This is a genomic window from Bordetella genomosp. 5 (assembly GCF_002261315.1).
GTDB lineage: Bacteria > Pseudomonadota > Gammaproteobacteria > Burkholderiales > Burkholderiaceae_B > Bordetella.
The window spans coordinates 1-19,332 of record NZ_NEVP01000014.1 but is presented as its reverse complement, the minus strand read 5'-3'; the positions used below and the strand labels follow the sequence as shown (position 1 = coordinate 19,332).

Annotated in this window: 16 protein-coding genes; 14 read left to right on the top strand and 2 right to left on the bottom strand. The window is 68.1% G+C overall.

Going from position 1 to position 19,332, the window contains the following annotated elements:
* The 8 genes from CAL25_RS22095 to CAL25_RS22060 all read left to right on the top strand — a co-directional run.
* On the top strand, positions 1-522 hold a 522-nt coding region (locus CAL25_RS22095), incomplete at its 5' end, for a UDP binding domain-containing protein (protein ID WP_283162771.1).
* A gap of 14 nt (positions 523-536) precedes the next feature.
* Positions 537-1,568, top strand: a complete 1,032-nt coding sequence (locus CAL25_RS22090) for an SDR family oxidoreductase (RefSeq protein ID WP_094804077.1) — start codon at positions 537-539, stop codon at positions 1,566-1,568.
* Between the two features lies 1 nt (position 1,569).
* On the top strand, positions 1,570-2,943 hold the full coding sequence (gene murJ, locus CAL25_RS22085) for a murein biosynthesis integral membrane protein MurJ (RefSeq protein WP_094804075.1): 1,374 nt from the start codon (positions 1,570-1,572) through the stop codon (positions 2,941-2,943).
* Positions 2,944-4,086 (top strand): glycosyltransferase family 4 protein, encoded by a 1,143-nt coding sequence (locus CAL25_RS22080; protein ID WP_094804073.1) that lies wholly within the window; start codon positions 2,944-2,946, stop codon positions 4,084-4,086.
* Between the two features lie 39 nt (positions 4,087-4,125).
* Complete coding sequence (gene asnB, locus CAL25_RS22075; protein ID WP_094804071.1) at positions 4,126-6,075, top strand: asparagine synthase (glutamine-hydrolyzing); 1,950 nt, start codon at positions 4,126-4,128, stop codon at positions 6,073-6,075.
* Positions 6,072-7,190 (top strand): glycosyltransferase family 4 protein, encoded by a 1,119-nt coding sequence (locus CAL25_RS22070; protein ID WP_094804069.1) that lies wholly within the window; start codon positions 6,072-6,074, stop codon positions 7,188-7,190. The genes asnB and CAL25_RS22070 overlap by 4 nt, the downstream gene beginning before the upstream one ends.
* A gap of 14 nt (positions 7,191-7,204) precedes the next feature.
* On the top strand, positions 7,205-8,353 hold the full coding sequence (locus tag CAL25_RS22065; RefSeq protein ID WP_094804067.1) for a glycosyltransferase family 4 protein: 1,149 nt from the start codon (positions 7,205-7,207) through the stop codon (positions 8,351-8,353).
* Positions 8,350-9,480: a glycosyltransferase family 4 protein gene (locus tag CAL25_RS22060; protein WP_094804065.1), complete on the top strand. Its 1,131-nt coding sequence runs from the start codon at positions 8,350-8,352 to the stop codon at positions 9,478-9,480. Before CAL25_RS22065 ends, CAL25_RS22060 begins: the two co-directional genes overlap by 4 nt.
* Before the next feature lie 66 nt (positions 9,481-9,546).
* Here the strand turns inward: CAL25_RS22060 and pgi are convergent, their stop codons facing one another.
* The gene (gene pgi / locus CAL25_RS22055; RefSeq protein ID WP_094804063.1) at positions 9,547-11,121 is read right to left on the bottom strand and encodes a glucose-6-phosphate isomerase; all 1,575 of its coding nucleotides are present in this window, start codon (positions 11,119-11,121) and stop codon (positions 9,547-9,549) included.
* 16 nt (positions 11,122-11,137) lie between these two features.
* Entirely contained in the window at positions 11,138-12,529 is a 1,392-nt protein-coding gene (locus CAL25_RS22050; protein ID WP_094804061.1) for a phosphomannomutase/phosphoglucomutase, read from the bottom strand.
* 334 nt (positions 12,530-12,863) lie between these two features.
* On the opposite strand from CAL25_RS22050, the gene CAL25_RS22045 reads away from it, so the two are divergent.
* The 6 genes from CAL25_RS22045 to kdgD all read left to right on the top strand — a co-directional run bounded on the left by CAL25_RS22045 (position 12,864) and on the right by kdgD (position 19,100).
* A complete protein-coding gene (locus CAL25_RS22045; RefSeq protein WP_094804059.1) occupies positions 12,864-13,523 on the top strand; it encodes a BPTD_3102 family carboxylase-like protein in 660 nt (219 codons plus the stop codon).
* Positions 13,524-13,618: 95 nt separating this feature from the next.
* Entirely contained in the window at positions 13,619-15,040 is a 1,422-nt protein-coding gene (locus CAL25_RS22040; RefSeq protein ID WP_094804057.1) for an FAD-binding oxidoreductase, read from the top strand.
* A 19-nt stretch (positions 15,041-15,059) separates the two neighbouring features.
* Positions 15,060-15,758, top strand: coding sequence for a response regulator transcription factor (locus CAL25_RS22035; RefSeq protein WP_094804055.1), 699 nt, complete (start codon positions 15,060-15,062; stop codon positions 15,756-15,758).
* A 10-nt stretch (positions 15,759-15,768) separates the two neighbouring features.
* The gene (locus CAL25_RS22030) at positions 15,769-17,112 is read left to right on the top strand and encodes a sensor histidine kinase (RefSeq protein ID WP_094804053.1); all 1,344 of its coding nucleotides are present in this window, start codon (positions 15,769-15,771) and stop codon (positions 17,110-17,112) included.
* 121 nt (positions 17,113-17,233) lie between these two features.
* The gene (locus tag CAL25_RS22025) at positions 17,234-17,968 is read left to right on the top strand and encodes a FadR/GntR family transcriptional regulator (RefSeq protein WP_094804051.1); all 735 of its coding nucleotides are present in this window, start codon (positions 17,234-17,236) and stop codon (positions 17,966-17,968) included.
* A gap of 202 nt (positions 17,969-18,170) precedes the next feature.
* The gene (gene kdgD / locus CAL25_RS22020; RefSeq protein WP_094804049.1) at positions 18,171-19,100 is read left to right on the top strand and encodes a 5-dehydro-4-deoxyglucarate dehydratase; all 930 of its coding nucleotides are present in this window, start codon (positions 18,171-18,173) and stop codon (positions 19,098-19,100) included.
* The last annotated feature ends 232 nt before the right edge of the window (positions 19,101-19,332 follow it).

Genomic DNA, 19,332 nt, shown 5'->3' with positions numbered 1-19,332 from the left:
CGTCCGGGTCTGGTGGGCGGTCACTGCATCGGCGTGGACCCGTACTACCTCACGCACAAGGCGCAGGCCATCGGCTACCACCCCGAGATCATTCTCGCGGGCCGCCGCCTGAACGACTCGATGGGCGCCTATGTGGTGTCGCAGCTGGTCAAGGCCATGACCAAGCAGCGCATCTACGTGGAAGGCGCGCGCGTGCTGGTGATGGGCCTGACCTTCAAGGAAAACTGCCCCGACCTGCGCAACACGCGCATCGTCGACATCGTGAAAGAGCTCGGTGAGTACAACGTCGCCGTCGACGTGTACGACCCCTGGGTCGAGAAGGAAGAGGCCGAGCACGAATACGGCATCACGCCGATCGAATCGCCGCAGGCCGGCAAGTACGACGCCGTGATTCTGGCCGTGTCGCACGAAGAGTTCGTCAAGATGGGCGCGGACGAGATCCGCAAGCTCGGCAAGGCCAAGCACATCCTGTACGACCTCAAGTACGTGCTGCCGGCCGATGCGTCGGACCTGCGTCTTTGATCGGGGGCGCGACGATGACCACGAGCACCCGTTACGAATCGGTCTGCGCCCAGCTGCGCGCCGAACCGCGCAAATGGCTGGTGACCGGCTGCGCCGGCTTCATCGGCTCGAACCTGATTGAGACCCTGCTCAAGCTCGACCAGACGGTGGTCGGCCTGGACAACTTCGCGACCGGCCATCAGCGCAATCTCGACGAAGTCCGCGGCCTCGTGAGCGCCGAGCAGTGGGCGCGCTTCTCGTTCATCGAGGGCGACATCCGCGACCTGGATGCGTGCAAGCGCGCCGTCGAGGGCGTGGATCGCGTGCTGCATCAGGCCGCGCTGGGCTCGGTGCCGCGTTCGCTGGCCGATCCGATCACGAGCAACGAAGTCAACATCAGCGGCTTCCTGAACATGCTGGTCGCCGCGCGCGACGCCAAGGTGTCGGCGTTCGTGTATGCCGCGTCGAGCTCCACCTACGGCGATCATCCCGATCTGCCCAAGGTCGAGGACAAGATCGGCAAGCCGCTCTCGCCCTACGCGGTCACCAAGCTCGTCAATGAGCTTTACGCCGACGTCTTCGCCAAGTCGTACGGGTTCGAGACGATCGGCCTGCGCTACTTCAACGTGTTCGGCCGCCGCCAGGATCCGGATGGCGCCTACGCCGCGGTGATCCCGAAGTGGACCGCCGCGATGATCAAGAACCAGACGGTGACGATCAACGGCGACGGCGAGACCAGCCGCGACTTCTGCTACGTCGACAACGCGGTGCAGGCCAATATCCTGGCCGCCATGGCGACCGGCGAAGCGCGCAACCAGGTCTACAACGTGGCCTATAGCGGCCGCACCACGCTCAATCAGCTGTTCGACATGCTCAAGGAAAGCCTCGGCCGTCAGGGCGTGCGCTATGAGCAGGACGTCGTGCATGCCGACTTCCGCGCCGGTGACGTGCGTCACTCGCAGGCGGACATCGGCAAGGGCGGTCGTCTGCTGGGCTATGCGCCGCAGTTCGACATCCTGGGCGGGCTGGAAGCCGCGATGCCCTGGTACGTGCGATTCCTGACCTGATTTGAAAGCCCTGATCCGCAAGCTCGGCAACATCCATCCGGACCACCAGCGAATCTTCAGGGGTGCGTTCCGGGTTGCCGTCTTTCTCATTCTGGGCAAGGCCGCGGGCGCCATCAAAGAGATGGCGGTCGCCTATCGCTACGGCGTGAGCGACGCCGTCGACGCCTATCAGTTCACCATGACCATGGCCAACTGGCTGCCGGTCACGATCGTCGGCGTGCTGTCGGTGGTGTTGATTCCGGTGCTGGTGAAGCTGCGGCGCGAAGGCGGCGCAGAACGCGACCTGTTCGTCTCCGAGCTCCAGGCCTGGACGCTGCTGGGCGGGATCCTGCTGGGGCTGCTGACCTGGTTTGCATGGCCCTTCGTGCTGGGTTCGCTTGGCAAGGGGCTGTCGCCGGCGGTGTCGGCCATGACGGGCGAGCTGTTGTGGGCGTTCGCGCCCGTGTCGGCCATCCTGCTCGTGGCCGGTATCAGCGCGGCGCGGCTGCGCTCGCACGAGCGTCACGTCAATACGCTGCTCGACAGCGTACCCGCGATCACCACCCTCGGCTGGGTCATGCTGGCCACCTTCAGCCCCGATCAGGTCGGGCCGCTGCTGTGGGGCACGCTGGTCGGCTACGTCATTCAGATGGTGTGGCTGGCCTGGCTCGCCGCGCGCGCCGACCAGGGCTTCTGGGGCGCGCCGCGCCTGTCGTTGCGGTCGCCGCATTGGCCCGAGCTGATGAGCGCCGCGGGCGTGATGCTGATCGGCCAGGTGGCGATGAGCTTCGTGAATCCGCTCGATCAATACGCGGCGGCCAATCTCGGCGCCAACGCCAACGCCACCCTGGGCTACGCCAGCCGGCTGCTGTCGCTGGTGCTCGGCATCGGCGCGGTGTCGGTGGGACGCGCCGCGCTGCCGGTGCTGGCCGATGTCCAGCATCGCGGCGACCGCGTGCGGGCCCGCGCGATGGCGCTGAAGTGGTCGTATCTCATGGTGGTGGCGGGTGCCGTCGCCGTGCTGATCGGCTGGTGGCTGGCCCCGTGGGGGGTGCGCATTCTGTTCGAACGCGGCGCCTTCACCGCCGAAAACACGCAGACCGTGGCGGAGGTTTTCCGCTGGGGGCTGCTGCAGCTGCCGTTCTATTTCGGTGTGCTGATCCTGGTGCAGCTGCTGGCCAGTCAGAACCGCTATCGCATCATGGCCGCGATCGCGGTCGCCAATTTTCTGCTCAAGGCCGGCATGAATCTGGTGCTCGCGCCGCGCATGGGCACGCAGGGCATCATGCTGGCCACGAGCCTCATGTATCTTTTGTCGTACGTCTGCTATGTGGTCGTCGCGTTGCGTCCGGTTCAGGATGCACCGCCCACCGAGTCTGGCAAGGAGCAAAACTGAATGTCCGAGCTGGCCGCCGGTCCTCGCGTGCTGATCTTCATCCATTCGCTGCATGGCGGCGGCGCCGAGCGCGTGGCCGCCGACCTGAGCGCCCATTGGGTGGCACAGGGGCGCGAGGTGATGCTGGTGACGCAGGCGCCCGCCGAGGGGGATGTCTACACCCTCGACCCGCGCGTGCAGCGCCGTGTTCTGAACACGGCGGGCGAGGGCGGCGGACTGCGCGGGGTGCTGGCCAATCTGCGGCGCGTGGCCGCGCTGCGCGCCCTGATCAAGTCGTTCCGGCCGGACATCGTGCTGGGCATGATGACCACGGCGTCCGTGCTGGCGGTGCTGGCCGCCCGCGGGCTGCGCTGCCGCGTCATCGCCACCGAACATACGCACCCGCCGTCGCAGACGCTCTCCGGCATGTGGCAGCGCCTGCGCCGCCTCACGTATCCGCGCGCCGCCCGCGTCGTGGCGCTCACGCGCGGCACGGCCGAATGGCTCGACACCCATGTGCCGGGTTGCCGCCTGGCCGTGATTCCCAACCCGGTGCACTGGCCGCTGCCCCGCAGCGAGCCCGTGGTGGCGCCCACCGTTCGTCCGGACCGCAAGTACGTGCTGGGTGTGGGACGGCTGCATGCCGACAAGGGGTTCGACGTGCTGATCGAAGCCTTCGCGCGCCTGGCGCAGCAGCATCCCGAGTGGGACCTGATCCTGCTGGGCGAGGGCAACGAGCGCGCCGATCTGCAGGCTCGCATCGATGCGGCTGGCCTGGCCGAACGCATTCAGATGCCCGGGCGCGTCGGCAACGTCGGCGATTGGTACGCGGCGGCACATCTGTACGCGCTGTCTTCGCATTTCGAGGGCTTGTCGAACACCCTGCTCGAATCGATGGCGAGCGGGCTGATGGCGGTAAGCTTCGACTGTGACACCGGCCCGCGCGAGATCATTCGCGATCAGGTCGACGGCGTGCTGGTACGGCCCGTCGGCGACGCCATTTCGCTCTCCAAGGCATTGTCGAGCATGATGGATGATCCGGCCGGGCGCGCCCGCATGGGCGAGCTCGCACAGGATGTCCGCGACCGTTTTTCGGCCGAGCATGTGCTCGGTCTGTGGCAGAAAGTTTTCGACGACGCATTGGGTGCCGGCCGCCGCGGCTGACGCGATGCTTCGTTCGACGAAGGTGAGATCCTCTACATCATGTGTGGAATTGTCGGTATCTGGGGCCCCCTCGAGGGCAAGGAAACCATCCTGGCGCAGAGCTGCCAGCGCATCCGGCATCGTGGGCCGGACAGCAACGGTTTCTGGGAAGATCGCGACGCCGGCGTGGCGCTGGCGCATGTGCGGCTGGCGATTCTCGACCTGACCGAAGCCGGGCATCAGCCCATGGTGTCGCCGTGCGGCCGCTATGTGCTGATCCTCAACGGCGAGATCTACAACCATCTCGAGCTGCGCGCCGACCTCGAAGCGGCCGGGCAGGCGCCCGCGTGGCGCGGTCATTCCGACACCGAGACGGTGCTGGCCTACATCGCGGCGCGTGGCGTGGAGGCGATGCTCAAGGCCGCCACCGGCATGTTCGCGAACGCCCTCTGGGACCGCGAGCGCCGCACGCTCAGCCTCATGCGTGACCGCATGGGCGAGAAGCCGCTGTACTACGGTTTCAGCGGCGCGAACCTGCTGTTCGGCTCGGAGCTCAAAGCCTTCGCGCCGGTGCCGGGCTTCGGGCGCGACATCGATCGCAATGCCCTGGCGTCGTTCATGCGGCACAACTACATCCCCGCGCCGCAATCGATCTACGAGGGCATTCGCAAGCTGCCGCCGGGCACCTGGCTCGAGTTTTCAGAATCGCAGATGCGCGGCCGCGAGATGCCGCAGCCGCGGGCTTATTGGTCCGCGCTGGAGGCCGCCGAGGCCGGCCAGCGCAATCCGCTGTCGTTTGCCAAAGACGCCGACGCGGTCGACGCGCTCGAACAGGTCCTGGGCCGTGCCGTGGGCGGACAGATGCTGTCCGATGTGAGTCTGGGCGCATTCCTGTCGGGCGGCATCGATTCCTCGACCATCGTCGCGCTGATGCAGGCGCAGAGCAGCAAGCCGGTGCGCACCTTCGCGATCGGCTTTCACGAAAAAGGCTACAACGAAGCCGAGCACGCCAAGGCGGTGGCCGCGCATCTGGGCACGGATCACACCGAGCTCTACGTGACGGCGGCCGATGGCCTGGCCGTGGTGCCGCACCTGGCCGAGATGTACGACGAACCCTTCGCCGACTCGTCGCAGATCCCGACCTCGCTGGTGACGCGCATGGCGCGCCAGCACGTGACCGTGGCGCTGTCGGGCGACGGGGGCGACGAGCTGTTCGGCGGCTATTCGCGTTATTTCCGGGTGAATAGCTGGTGGCACAAGTTCGGGCGCGTGCCCGCGCCGCTGCGCCACCTCGGGGGCGCCGTGATGCGCGGCTCGGCCGCGTTCCCGGGCTCCGGCGCGTGGCGTGGCAAGGTCGGCAAGCTGGGCGAGCTGCTCAGCGCGAACAACGAGGGCGAGTTCTATCGGCAGTTCGTGTCCTACTGGGCCGACCCGGGCCGCGTGGTCAAGGGGGGCGTCGAGCCCCGCTCGATCTTCGAGGATCCGCTCAAGGGCTCGCTGTTCGAGGCCATGATGAAGCTCGACGCCGTCACCTACCTGCCCGACGACATCCTGGTCAAGGTGGACCGCGCGGCGATGGCCGTGAGTCTCGAGACGCGCGTGCCGCTCATCGATCACCGGGTCTTCGAATTCGCCTGGCAACTGCCGTTCAACTACAAGGTGCGCGGCGGCACCGGCAAATGGCTGTTGCGCCAGCTGCTGTATCGCCACGTGCCGCAGACATTGGTGGATCGCCCCAAGCGCGGTTTCGCGGTGCCGCTGGCCTCCTGGCTGCGCGGCCCCTTGCGCGATTGGGCGGAGGCGCTGCTCGACCCCGCGCGCTTGCGCCAGGAAGGTTGGTTCGAGCCCGAACCCATCCTGCGCAAGTGGCGCGAGCACAAGAGCGGCCATCGCAACTGGAATAGTCATCTCTGGGGAGTACTCATGATGCAGGCCTGGCTCGATCAACACCGACGCGGCGATGCCGTGGATCCCCCCGCCCCGCGCCTGAGCGAGGGCGCGGGACGATGAAAATATTGATGCTGGTGAGTTCCATGCATGCGGGCGGCGCCGAACGCGTCGCCGCCACCCTGGTCAGTGCCTGGGCCGAACGCGGCGATGCCGTGACGCTCATGCCGACCTACTCGGAAAAGGGCAGCTGCTTCTATCCGCTGTCGGACAAGGTGGAATTGCTGTGGCTGGCGGACGTCGTCGGCGAGCGCTCTTCCGGCCCGATCACCGCGCTGCGGCGCCTGTGGGCCATGCGCCGCATCATCCGCGAGCGCAAGCCCGATGTGGTGGTGTCCTTCCTCACCAACGTCAACGTGGCCGCGATCATCGCGACCCTCGGCGTCAAGGTTCCCGTGATCGCCTGCGAGCGCACCAATCCCGTGGCCGAAGGCACCGTGAGCTCGCGCTGGCGCAAGCTGCGCCGCTGGTTCTATCCGCGCGCCGCGATGGTGACGGTGCAGGCGCACGCCACCGCCAAGCCCTTTGCCCGCGATGTGCCGGGCATCGAGCGCCTCGAGGTCATTCCGAATCCCTTGCCCCCCGAATTGCTCGACGCACCGATCACGACGGTCGGTGCGCCGGCCCAGGAACGCAAGCGCCTGATCGCGATGGGCCGGCTCGTGCCCGACAAACAGTTTGACCTGTTGATCGATGTCTACGCCGGCCTGGCCCAGGACTTCCCCGATTGGGATCTGTGGATCTGGGGCGAAGGCCCGATGCGCGAGCAGCTGGAGGCGCAGGTCGAGGCCGCCGGACTGGCCGGACGCGTGCATCTGCCCGGCCGCACCGCCGAGCCCTGGGTCGAGCAGGCGCGCGGCGAGGCCTTCGTGCTGACCTCGGCCGTCGAAGGTTTTCCCAATGTGCTGCTCGAAGCGATGGCCGTGGGGCTGCCGGCCGTGACGTTCGATTGCACCAGCGGCCCCGAAGAGATCACCCGCAAGGGCCAGGATGCCTTGCTGGTGCCGCCCGGTGATCGCGACGGTCTGCGTACGGCGCTGGCGTCGCTCATGCGCGATCCCGACCTGCGGGCCCGGCTGGGTCAGCAGGGGGCGCAATCGGTCCGCCGCCGCTATTCGCTGGCCGCGGTGCTGGCCGAATGGGACGATCTGTTCGCGCAAGTGCGCGTGACCGCCTGAGATCAGGAAAGCGCATGCGCATTGCACACATCATCACGGGACTGGGGCAGGGCGGCGCCGAATCGGTGCTGTTCCGCCTTGCCACGCACACCGGCCAGCGCGATCGCCATTTCGTGATCTCGCTCACCGACGAAGGCGTTTACGGCGCGCGTCTGCGCGCGGCCGGCGTGCCCGTGCATGTGCTCGACATGCCGCGCGGGCGCGTCACCTTCGAAGGCGTGCGTGCCCTGCGCCGCCTGCTGCGCGAAGAGGCCCCCGACGCCGTGCAGACGTGGATGTACCACGCCGACCTGATCGGCGGCGTCACCGCCCGCCTGGCGGGCATACGCGCCGTCGCATGGGGCATCCGTAATTCCGGCGAGCACCTGTCGCGCAGCAGCCGCTCGGCGCGGCTGGTGCTGCGCATGTGCGCCAGCCTGTCCGGCCGCGTGCCCGCAGCCATCGTGTGCGCCGCGCGCGATGCCGCGCGGCGGCATCAGCAGCTCGGATATCGCGCGGATCGGATGGTGGTCATTCCCAATGGCTACGACCTCTCGCGTTACGCGCCCGACGCCGCCGCCGGCGCGCGCATGCGCGAGATCTGGGGCGTCGCGCCCGATGTCCCGCTCATCGGCTGCGTCGCGCGCTGGGATCCGCTCAAGGATCACGCCAACCTGCTGGGCGCGGTGGGACACCTCGTGCGCGAACACCGCGACGCGGGCCTGCGTTGCGTGCTGGTGGGCCGCGGCATGGCGCCGGGTAACGCCGAGCTGGGCGCGTTGATCGATCGCGAAGGATTGCGCGGCCGCGTGCTGCTGGCGGGGCCCAGCGACGATGTGCCCGCGGTGATGAACAGCCTGGACCTGCATGTGTTGTCGAGCTGCGCCGAAGGGTTTCCCAACGTCGTGGCCGAGGCCATGGCCTGCGGCACGCCCTGCGTGGTGACCGATGTCGGTGATGCCGCTCACATCGTGGGCGACACCGGCCGTGTGGTGCCGGCCCAGGATGCGCGCGCGCTGGCCGAGGGCATTCAAACCATGTTGCTGCGTGTGGCCGAGGTCGGTCGTACGGCGGCCGGCGCCGCCGGCCGCGAGCGGGTGCTGACGCACTTCGACCTCGAAAGAATGGTGCAGGCATACGGCGAGGTCTGGCGCCAGATCGCGCAAGGACGTGCCGCATCATGAGCAAGACGCTGCTTTTCGTTGTCAATAATCCCGCCTTCTTCATGTCGCACCGCGCGCCGTTGGCGCTTGCCGCGCAGGCCGAAGGCTATGACGTGCATGTGGCCACGATGGACGGCCCCGCGGTGGCCGACATTCAGGCGCTGGGGCTCACCCATCATGCGATTCCCATGACGCGCAGCGGCAAGCAGCCGCTGCAGGAGCTGGGCACGCTGATGGCGCTGGTGCGCCTGTTCAAGCGCCTGCGCCCCGATCTGGTTCACCTCGTCACGATCAAGCCGGTGCTCTACGGCGGGCTGGCGGCGCGGCTGGCGCGCGTGCCGGCGATGGTCGCGGCGATCTCCGGCCTGGGCTTCGTGTTCGTGGCCCGCGGCGGCAAGGCCGCGCTGGTGCGTGGCGTGGTCAGCGTGCTGTACCGTCTCGCGCTCGGACACCGCAACAGCAAGATCGTGTTCCAGAACGCCAACGATCGCGAACTGCTCGGCAAGGTCGGCGCGGTGCGAGACGATCAGGTCGAAATGATTCGTGGCTCAGGGGTGGATCTGGCCGAGTATCGTGCCGAGCCGGAGCCCCCCGAACCGGCGGTGGCGCTGATGGTCGCGCGCCTGTTGCGCGACAAGGGCGTGTTCGAGTTCGTGGAGGCCGCGCGCCTCCTGCGCGAACAGGGCCTGCCGGTGCGCCTGCGCCTGGCGGGCGGTATCGATCCGGGCAATCCGGCGTCGGTCACGCCGGAGGAACTGCAGCGGTGGCGGGACGAGGGTCTGGTCGAGGTGCTGGGCGAACGCCGCGATGTGGCCGACCTCTATGCCGCGAGCCATATCGCCGTGTTGCCTTCGTATCGTGAAGGGCTGCCCAAGTCGCTGATCGAGGCGGCCGCCTGCGGTCGTGCGGTCGTGACGACCGATGTGCCGGGATGCCGCGACGCCATCGAGCCCGGCGAAACGGGCCTGCTGGTGCCGCCCAAGAATGCCACCGCGCTGGCCGGCGCCATCGCGGCCCTGGCGGTGGATCCCACGCGGCGCCAGGCCCTCGGTGCCGCCGGGCGGCGTCTGGCCGAACGCGAGTTTTCGATCGCCGACGTCTGCCGCCGGCATCTCGAGATTTACGCGCGTCTTATCGCGAAGTCGTGAGGGCGGTGCCGGCCCGGACCCGTCCGGGCCGCGTTGCGCGGCCTTCGACGCGGGCCGGGGCCCGCTTCAGCACGAAGGCGTGCCCGGTCCCGCCAGCGTGGCGATCCAGTGCCGGGTCGAGGGGTCCTGGTCGGAACCCTCGTTCGAGCCGTTCAGATCACCGAGGATGTTGCGCGCCAGCGCCTTGCCGAACTCCACCCCCCATTGATCGAAGGGATTGATGCCCCACAGCACGCCTTGCGTGAACACTTTGTGTTCGTACAGGGCGAGCAGGGCGCCGAGCGAGCGCGCATCGAGGCAGGGCAACACGATCAGCGTCGACGGCCGGCCGCCGGGATGCACCTTGTGCCGGGCCAGTTGTTCCGCCCTGTCGGGATCGGGTTCGACTTCGAGCGACTCGCGCAAGGCCTCTTCGAAAGACTTGCCGCGCAACAGTGCCGCGCGTTGCGCGAGGCAGTTGGCGATCAGCAGCTGGTGGTGCTGAGCGTAATCGTGATCGGGACGCGCGCTCAGGATGAAGTCGACCGGCGCGCCCAGGCTGTCCTGGTGCAGCCACTGGAAGAACGTGTGCTGACAGTCCGTGCCGGTCATGCCCCAGACGGCGGGGCCCGTCGGCACGCCCACGGCGCTGCCGTCGGCGGTGGCGACCTTGCCCAGCGATTCCATCTCGAGCTGCTGTGCCCACGGCACCAGATGCTCCAGGCGCGAATCGTACGGCGTGATGGCCAGGGAATCGAAGCCGCGCACGCTGCGGTTGGCCAGCCCCGCGAGCGCCATCTGCACCGGGGCGTTCTGCGAGAGCTCCGCGTTGGCGAAGTGCTGATCCATATCGGCGGCGCCGGCCAGCAAGGCATCGAACGTGTCACAGCCCAGGCCCAGCGCGATCGGCAGGCCGATCACCGACCACAGGGAATAGCGGCCGCCGACCCAGTCCCAGAACCGGAACACGTGCTGGGGCGAGATGCCGAAGTCCAGCGCGGCGTCGGTGTTCGCGGTAATCGCGACGACCTGGCGCACCGGATCTTCGATGCCCGCTGCGCGCAGCCAGTCCATGGCCACGGCCGCGTTGGCCAGCGGCTCGGTGGTGGTGAAGGACTTGGAGGCGATGATGACCAGGGTCTGATGGGGATCGAGACCGGTCATGGCATCCGCCACCGCGTGCGAATCGACGTTGGAGGCGAAGCGGATGTCGCGCTTCACGCCACCGTGCCGCAAGGCGCGCAGCACCATGCGCGGACCCCAATCGCTGCCGCCGATGCCGAGATGCAGCACGTGCCGGTACGACTGGGTGGCGTCGAGCTGCGCCACGAAGGCGCGCATGCGCTCGCGCTCGCCCAGGATAGCGCGGGCGACGGACGGCGGCGGCTCGGACGCGCGCAATGCGGTATGCAACGCCGCGCGGCGCTCGGTCCAGTTGGCCTGGCCGCCATCGAACAATGCCGAGCGCGCGCGGGTGAAGTCCTGCTGGGCCAGCAGCGCGAGGCCGGCCTGGTCGAGCGCCTCGGATTGAGGCTGCGCGCTCAGGTCGACCTGCAGGCCGCCGGCCTCGATCACGCGCAACGATTCTCCATGGACCTGAGCCAACTGGACGGCGTCTACGTATGCGGCCCAGGCAGGCCCTTGGGTAAGTGAAGAAGTCATTGCGCCGGGATGAAGATCAGTAGGGCAGGCGCGCGTGCGGGGCGAGCTTGAGCAGTTGTTGACGGAAGTCGTGCTGGATGCGGGCCAGCGCTTCGGCGTTTTCGGCTTCGAAGCGCAGCACGATCACGGGCGTGGTGTTCGAGGCCCGGGCCAGACCGAAGCCGTCGGGGTACTCGGCACGAACGCCATCGATGGTGACGAGGTTGGTGACGCCGTCGAACTGGCCTTCGCGTTGCAGGCGGGCGATCAGCGCGTGCGGTTCGCCTTCTTCCATCTCGAGCTTGAGTTCGGGCGTGCTGACCGCTTGCGGCAGGGCCTCGAGGGGTTCGGACGGATTGGCGTGGCGCGAGACGATCTCCAGCAGACGCGCGCCGGTGTAGAGGCCGTCGTCGAAGCCGAACCAGCGCTCCTTGAAGAAGATGTGGCCGCTCATTTCGCCGGCCAGCGGGGCGCCGGTCTCGGCGAGCTTGGCCTTCACGAGCGAATGACCGGTCTGCCACATGAGCGGCTTGCCGCCGGCGGCTTCGATGGCCAGGCCCACGTGGCGGCTGCACTTGACGTCGTAAATGATGGTTTCGCCGGGGCAGCGCTCGAGCACGTCGCGTGCGAACAGAATCAGCTGGCGATCGGGCCAGATGATCTGGCCGGACTTCGTGACGACCCCGAGACGGTCACCGTCGCCGTCGAATGCCAGGCCGATTTCGCAGTCGGTCTCGCGCAGGCAGCGGATCAGGTCTTCGAGGTTGTGCGGATCGGCGGGGTCGGGATGGTGGTTCGGGAAGGTGCCGTCGACCTCGCAGAACAGCTCGGTGACCTCGCAGCCGAGCGCGCGGAACAGGGCGGGGGCGATCGCGCCGGCCACGCCGTTGCCGCAGTCGATCGCGATCTTCATGGGCCGGGCGAGCTTGACGTCGGACACGATGCGTTCGAGGTAGGCGGGCACCACGTCGAGCACGCGCCGCTTGCCGGGGCCGCCGGCCGCGACGGCCTCGGGGGCGTGCATCGCGTCGCGCAGGGCGAGCACGTCGTCGCCATACAGGGCGCTGCCGCCCATCATCATCTTGAAGCCGTTGTACTTGGGCGGATTGTGGCTGCCGGTGATCGCCACGCCCGAGCCGGTCTTTTCGGCATAGGCCGTGTAGTAGACCAGCGGGGTCGGCACCTGGCCGATGTCCAGCGTATCGACGCCGCCCTCGAGAATGCCTTCCTGAAGCGCGGTCGAGAGCGACTCGCTGCTGAGCCGGCCGTCGCGCCCGACCACGAGGGCGCCGATGCCTGCCGCGCGCGCGCGTGCCGCCAGCGCGCCACCCAGGGCGCGGGCAAAACGCTCGTCGATCAGATCGGGCACCGTACCGCGGATGTCGTAGGCTTTATAGACCGAGGCGGGGAACTGCGGATTGCTGGACACGTGGGTTATTCCTTGGTGTATGCGTTGTCACCAGGCGCCACTGCGTCATTTTTCGGGGCGCTCCGGTGTACATGAACGTGATTATCCCCGATTCGGGCACGGCGCGTTTGTGAAATACGGCGACGCATCGACGTCATGCCACGGGGCGTAAGGGGGGCAAACCCGGTGCAAAGCAAGCACCATGCCATGCCGCATCCTGGTGCATGCGCGTAAAACCTGACGTGCGGATGCCCGAACGCGCCGCCATAGGGGCGCCGGGCACGCTTCTTGCAAGTGTCCAAAGGTGTCACGCGAGAAGTGATACGCTTTAGGTGAATTTGAATGGAGGTGGCGCATGGGTGCCAACGTGTCATTGGTCGATATCGCGCACGGCGCGAGCCGCCGGCGTCGCCCGCCGGGCGGATCCAACGGCCAATCCGCGCCCGCGCCCGGGCTCGAACGCCGGCTCGACATCCAGGTGTATTCCGACGCCCGCGTCACCCAGGCCGGCCGGCCCTGGGAGCGCAGCGTGTGGCGCGAGGCGCGCGTGCTGATCGCCGAGTGCCCGGCGCCGCGCCTGGCCTACGGCATCGAGCAGGCACTGCGTGCCGCGGCCTGCGGCATCGCCCGCGACCGTGGCTGGCGCGGGCTGGGCACCGTGGCCTTTTCGCTCGATGACGCGACCGGCATGTTCCGCGTGCTCGAGGCGGCACTCCAACACGACACCGACGAAGGCGCCGGCGTGCTCGAGCCGATTTCCGCTCACACGCTCGACGTCCGGATCGGCGCCTGCGTGGCGTCCGGACGGCCGGATGCCCATCTGGTCGTTTGCGGCACGACCCGCGGCGACGCGCTGCGGCGCGCCTATCAGGCCATCGGCGACATGCCCGGCCTGGCGGTGCCCGAGCGCGCCTTTCTGCTCAACCGCATCGCCTCGCCCGCCTTTTGCTCGGGCCTGACCGGCTCGCGGCTCGATCGCATCACCGACTGGAGCGACCACCGGGCCGCCAGTTGAACCCCGGTGTCGCAGCGCCGCTGACACTACAATAGGCCGCATTCCTGGACCCGCCGACCGGTCTCTCGCCGTCGGCTCCGTGCGAGCTGAACATCATGTCGCTGCTTACCGATCTTCAGTCCCTCCTGGGACCGAGCCACGTCCTGACCGGCGCCGACGCCGAGCCCTATGAGCAGGACTGGCGCCGCCGCTACCGGGGCCGCGCACTGGCGGTGGTACGGCCGGGCTCCACCGACGAGGTCGCGGCCGTGGTGCGGGCCTGCCTCGCGCACGGCGCGCCGATCGTGCCGCAGGGCGGCAACACGGGGCTGTGTGGCGGCGCCACCCCCGACGACCGCGGCGATGCGGTCATCGTGAGCACCGCCCGGCTCAACCGGGTGCGCGCCATCGATACCGATAACGACACCATGACCGTCGAGGCCGGCTGCGTGCTGCAGGCCGTGCAGGAGGCGGCCGAACAGGCGGGCAGGCTGTTTCCGCTCAGTCTGGCGGCCGAAGGCAGCTGCACCATCGGCGGCAACCTCGCCACCAACGCCGGCGGCACCCAGGTGCTGCGCTACGGCAATGCGCGTGAGCTCGTGCTCGGGCTCGAAGTCGTGACCGCCGATGGCGAGGTCTGGCACGGACTGCGCGGCCTGCGCAAGGACAACACCGGTTACGACCTGCGCGACCTGTATGTCGGCAGCGAGGGCACGCTGGGCATCATCACCGCGGCCACGCTCAAACTCTTTCCGTTGCCCGTCGCGTCGTGCACCGCGTTGCTGACGCTCGACAGCATCGACGACGCCGTCGAGCTGCTGTCGCGCGCCCGAGCCGGCTTCGGCGCGTCGCTCACGGGCTTCGAGCTGATGGCGGGCGATTGCCTGCAGGCCGTGATCAAGCTGTTTCCGCAGCAGCGCCTGCCGTTCGAGGGCGATGCCACGCGCTCGCCCTGGTTCGCGTTGCTGGAGCTCTCCGACAGCGAGAGCGAGACGCACGCGCGCGAGCGCTTCGAGGCCGTGCTGGGCGCCGCCATCGAAGACGGCCTGGTGACCGATGCCGCGATCGCGGCCAATCTGGCGCAGAGCCAGGCCATCTGGCATCTGCGCGAAAGCATTCCGCTGGCCGAAGCGGAGCTCGGCAAGGCCGTCAAGCACGACGTTTCCATTCCGATCTCGTCGATCGCGCGTTTCGTGCACACCACCAACGCGGCCCTGCAGGCGAGTTTCCCGGGCGTGCGCAACGTCATCTTCGGCCATCTGGGCGACGGCAATCTGCATTACAACGTGGCGCGCGCGCCCGGCCAGACCGAGGCCGACCTGCTGGCGCTGCAGCCGGGCGTCTACGACATCGTGCATCGCAGCGTGATGGATTTCGCCGGCTCGATCAGTGCCGAACACGGCGTCGGGCAACTCAAGCGTGACGAGCTGCCGCGCTACAAGAGCGAGATCGAGCTCAATCTCATGAAGCGGATCAAGCACGCGCTCGATCCCAATGGCCTGATGAACCCGGGCAAGGTGCTGCAGGCGTCGGCCTGACGCAGGCGAGGAGCGGATCATGGCGCCAGCGGGCCCGAACTACCGCGTGCTGATCGTCGAAGACGATCTCACCATCGCGGGCAATCTCTACGAGTATCTGCAGGGCAAGGGCTTCATGCCCGATGCCGCCTACGACGGCCGCACGGCGCTCGCCATGCTGGGCGAACACAGCTTCGACGCCGTGGTGCTCGACGTGGGCCTGCCGGGCCTGGACGGCCATGCGGTCCTGCACGCGATGCGCATCGAGCGGCGCCTGCCGGTGCCGGTGCTCATCCTCACGGCGCGCGACGGGCTCGACGACAAGCTCGCCGGGTTCGCCCATGGTGCCGACGACTATCTGACCAAGCCCTTCGCGCTGGCCGAGGTGCACGCGCGCCTGCAGGCGCTGATCCTGCGCGCCCGCGGCGCGGTCGTGGATGCCGTGCTGAGCTGTGGCGCGCTCGCGCTCGATACCCGCACGCGCGACGTCACCGTTTCCGGCACGCCGGTGCATCTGGCGCGCAAGTCCACCCTGATCCTCGAGACCCTGCTGCGCGACCCGGGCCGGGTGGTGTCGCGCGAAGAAATGGAGTCGGTGCTGTGGGGCGACGAGCCGCCCGCCTCCGATGCCTTGCGCAGCCAGATGCATCTGCTGCGCCGGGCGCTGGCGGACGCCGGTTTCGACGGCATCGAGACCGTTCATGGCACGGGCTGGCGCCTCCTGTCGCCGGCCGCCTGAGGATCGAGGCATGAGCCGTTCCGGAGCGTTGACCCAGCGGGTCGTGTGGGCGCTGACCGGCACGGTCACGGTGTTCGTGACCGTCCTCGCCTTGCTGTCCTATCTCACGTTCGACCAGATGGAAGACGATCTGGTCAACGACATCCTCACCACCGAAACCGAGCGCCTGGCCCAGCATCTGCGCACGGGCGAGTATTTTCTGCCCGACGCGCGGCAGGGCCCGCGCGAGCTCGGTGGCTCGATGCGCGCGTGGCTGATCGAGCCGAACCAGAGCGATGCGGTGCTGCCCGAGCCGCTGCGCGGCCTCGACAACGGCCTGCATCTGCTGGAGCCGGGCGCCGAGACCTGGCACGTCATGGTGGCCTCGGTCGGCAATCAGCAGGGCAAACTCTATTTACTGTACGACGCCACCGACAACGAGGAGCGCGTGCAGAGTTTCGGTCTGTTCGTGCTGGGCATCGGCGCCATCTGCGTGGTGCTGGCCTATGGGCTGTCGCGCCGCGTGGCCGGTATCGCGGTGAGCCCCATGCTCGACCTGACCCAGCGGCTGTCCACCTGGGCGCCGGGGTCGGCCGACCTGGCCGTGCAGCGCGACGACGAGGCGGGCCGCCTGATCGAGGCCTTCAATCGCGTGCAGAATCAGGTCGACCGTTCGATCGCCCGGGAGCGCGAGTTTGCCGCCAATCTGAGCCACGAGGTGCGCACGCCGCTGGCGGGCATCCGCTCCGACGGCGAGATGATGTTGCTCGACGAGACCCTGCCGGCGGCGTCCCGCAAGCGCTTGCAGCGCATCGTGGACCACGTCGACAGCGTGTCGGCATCGCTCGAGAGCGCACGCGCGCTCGCGCGCGACGAGCCTCGCGCCGCCGAGTCCGTCGATCTGTCGCGCTGCATGCGCGACGCCTGGCAAGGCTTCGAGGTCAACGCCGAGCAGGCGGGGCTGCAGTTCGTGAATGCCATCCCGGACGGCGTCGAGCGCATGCTCGACCGCTACGCGCTGCTCACGGTGCTGCGCAATCTGGTGCGCAATGCGCTGGAGCACGCGGCGCCGGCGGAACTGGTGGCCTCGCTCGACGTGCGAGGCGCGCTGGTGCTGGCCGACAATGGCCGCGGCATCGCGCCCGACGAGCTCCCGTTCGTGTTCCAGCGCTATTACAGCGGGCGGCTGCGCGACTCCGCCGAGGCCGGCGCCGGCGCGGTGCCGCGCGGCCTGGGCCTCGCGATCGCCAAGCGCGTCTGCGACATGCAGGGCTGGACGCTGCACGTGGAATCGTCGCAATCGGAGCCCGGCCGCGGCACGCGCTTCGTGCTGTGCCTGGAAGAAACGCCCGCGCCGGCCGCAGGCGTGTCGTAGTGGTGCGCCGGGCGTCCCGAGGCGGGCCGGTATCTGGTACGTTATCGTACAACGTGCCGGCGGTATAATCGGCCGCGAAGTTTTACCCTCCAGCATCACACCACCCCGGGATACCCCCTCGATGAGCAATGCCTCCCAAACCGCAGCGGTGCCGCAGCGTCGTCCGCGTAATCTGGCGCAGGGCCTGGTCGAATCGATCACCGAGCGTATTCGGGGCGGGGAGATCGCGCCGGGGCAGAAGCTGCCCACCGAGTCGGAGATCATGCGCCAGTTCGGCGTGAGCCGGACCGTGGTTCGCGAAGCCTTGTCCCGGCTGCAGGCGGCGGGGCTGGTCGAGACGCACCACGGCGTGGGCACCTACGCGCTCGAGCCCTCGGGCGGCACCGATTTCCGGGTGGACCCGGCCGACATCGCCACCGTGCGCGACGTGCTGGTGCTGCTCGAGCTGCGGATCTGCCTCGAAAGCGAGGCGGCGGGCCTGGCCGCGTTGCGTCGCAGCGACATGCAGCTGAGCGAGATGCGGCGCGCCCTCGACGAGTTCAAGGGCTGTCTGGCGCAGGGGGGCGACACCGTCACCCCGGATTTCCGCTTCCATCTGCTGATCGCGCAGGCCACCGAAAACCGCTACTTCGCCGATCTGATGTCGCATCTGGGCTCGGCCATCATTCCGCGTACCCGCATTAATTCGGCCCGCATCGCCCACGAAGACCGTGAGCAGTACCTGGCGCGGGTCAACCAAGAGCACGAGGACATCTGGCAGGCGATCTCGCGCCAGGATCCCGAGGCGGCCCGCGCCGCCATGCGCATGCACCTGAGCAACAGCCGCGAGCGCCTGCGCCGCGCCCAGGACCGCTGATTTTTTCGCCGTCAGGCCCAACGCTTGTCTTGCGCCGAAATTAGATATACGATGTCGTACAACTAGGCGGCGACGAGCAGTTCCACCGTCTGGTTGCATGCAGGCCGGGTCGGGTGACCCGGTGGCACGACCCAACACGATGAACGCCGCCATCCGGTTCCGGGGGAGCCCGCGGCGCTTTGACACCACGGAGCAGAATTCCATGTATTTCGACCACGCCGCCCTCAAACATCTCCTGGGCAATGGCCTGCTGTCGTTCCCGGTGACCGATTTCACCGCCAACGGCGACTTCAATGAGCAGACCTACCGTCAACGCCTCGAATGGCTGATGCCCTACGGCGCCTCGGTGCTGTTCGCGGCCGGCGGCACCGGTGAGTTCTTCTCGCTGGAAGTCGACGAATACGCCAAGGTCGTGAAGACCGCCACCGACACCTGCAAGAAAGACACCCCGATCGTCGCTGGCGTAGGCCAGGGCACGCGCGCCGCCATCCGCTACGCGCAGGCCGCCGAGGCCAACGGCGCGAGCGGCATTCTGCTGATGCCGCACTACCTGACCGAAGCCAGCCTGGACGGCATCGTCGATCACGTCGAAGCGGTCTGCAAATCGACCAAGCTCGGCGTCGTGGTCTACAACCGTGCCAACTCGCAGCTCAACGCCGACGCGCTCGAGCGTCTGGTCGACCGCTGCCCGAACCTGATCGGCTTCAAGGACGGCGTGGGCAACATCGAACTGATGATGTCGGTCCACAACCGCATCGGCGATCGTCTGGTCTACGTGGGCGGCCTGCCCACCGCCGAAATCTTCGCACCCGCCTACCTGGCGATGGGCGTGAACACGTACTCGTCGGCCGTCTTCAACTTCGTGCCCGCCACCGCAGTGCGCTTCTACGAAGCCATCCGCGCCAACGATCACGCCACGGTCAACGACCTGCTCAAGCGCTTCTACTTCCCGCTGATCGCGCTGCGCAACCGCAAGTCCGGTTACGCCGTCAGCATGATCAAGGCCGGCGCCACCCTGGTGGGCCACTCGGCCGGCCCGGTGCGCAGCCCGCTGACCGAGCTGACCGACGCCGAAGTCGAAATCCTGGCTGGCCTGATCAAGGGCGTCGAGCCCGAAGCCCTGGCCCGCTAAAACCATCTTCCCCTTGCCCGGGCGCGAACAGCGCCCGGTCTGCTCGCGGCCCGCCGTTGATCCGGCGGGCCGTTTTTTTTTGTCTTGGGCCGCCCCAAGACAAAAAGCGTGTATGGACCGGGGACATGGGTGACAGGTGTGCGGGGACATGGGTAACAGGTTGACCAGGTTACTTCGCGGTCCTTAAATCGATCTGCCCGAGGCAGTGATGGCAGAAGAAGATATCGAACGT